The organism is Nocardiopsis sp. NPDC057823 (genome assembly GCF_042797335.1).
GTDB lineage: Bacteria > Actinomycetota > Actinomycetes > Streptosporangiales > Streptosporangiaceae > Nocardiopsis > Nocardiopsis changdeensis.
The window spans coordinates 1,232-2,536 of sequence record NZ_JBHVLR010000040.1; the positions used below are offsets into that span (position 1 = coordinate 1,232).

Genomic DNA, 1,305 nt, shown 5'->3' on the forward strand with positions numbered 1-1,305 from the left:
TGCGGTTGGTGTTTTGATTTGTGAATAGTGTGCGCGAGCATCTTGTTATCTGTAGTGGCCAAGTGATAGTGGCATACGGTGGATGCCTTGGCACCAGGCGCCGATGAAGGACGTGGGAGGCCGCGATAGGCCACGGGGAGCTGTCAACCGAGCTGTGATCCGTGGGTGTCCGAATGGGGGAACCCAGCCCGAGTTGTGTCGGGTTGCCGCCGCCTGAATGTATAGGGCGGTTGGTGGTGACGCGGGGAAGTGAAACATCTCAGTACCCGTAGGAAGAGTAAACAACAGTGATTCTCCTAGTAGTGGTGAGCGAACGGGGAAGAGGCTAAACCGTGCGCGTGTGATAGACGGCAGTCGTTGCGTGTGCGGGGTTGTGGGGCGTGTCTGTTCGGGTCTGCCGGCCCGGAGCGTTGATGGTTCTTCTAGCTGAATCCGTTGGGAAGCGGTACCGGAGTGGGTGAGAGTCCCGTAGGTGAAGGAAGAGTCTAGGCGTTGACGCTGTCCCCGAGTAGCGCGGAGCCCGAGGAATTCCGTGTGAATCTGGCAGGACCACCTGCTAAGCCAAAATACGTCCTGGTGACCGATAGTGCACTAGTACCGTGAGGGAAAGGTGAAAAGTGCCCCGGTGAGGGGTCGTGAAATAGTACCTGAAACCGTGTGCTGTCAAGCCGTCAGAGCATCCTTTCGGGGTTGTGATGGCGTGCCTTTTGAAGAATGAGCCTGCGAGTCATGGTGTGTGGCGAGGTTAACCCGGGTGGGGTAGCCGTAGGGAAACCGAGTCTGAATAGGGCGATTGAGTCGCATGCTGTGGACCCGAAGCGGAGTGATCTACCCATGTCCAGGGTGAAGCGGGGGTAAGACCTCGTGGAGGCCCGAACCCACCAGGGTTGAAAACCTGGGGGATGAGGTGTGGGTAGGGGTGAAAGGCCAATCAAACTCCGTGATAGCTGGTTCTCCCCGAAATGCATTTAGGTGCAGCGTTGCGTGTTTCTTGCCGGAGGTAGAGCTACTGTTTGGCTGATGGGCCCGACAAGGTTACTGACGTCAGACAAACTCCGAATGCCGGTGAAGTGAAGCGTGGCAGTGAGACTGCGGGGGATAAGCTTCGTAGTCGAGAGGGAAACAGCCCAGATCATCAGCTAAGGCCCCTAAGCGTGTGCTAAGTGGGAAAGGTTGTGGAGTTGCTGAGACAACCAGGAGGTTGGCTTAGAAGCAGCCATCCTTTAAAGAGTGCGTAATAGCTCACTGGTCAAGTGGTTCTGCGCCGATAATGTAGCGGGGCTTAAGCACACCGCCGAAGCTGTG

1 rRNA gene is annotated in these 1,305 nt (G+C 56.7%); it reads left to right on the forward strand.

Features of this window, described 5'->3' with window-relative positions:
- Window positions 1–55: 55 nt before the first annotated feature.
- A 23S ribosomal RNA gene (locus ACFVNO_RS31055) occupies window positions 56–1,305 on the forward strand; the annotation flags it as partial.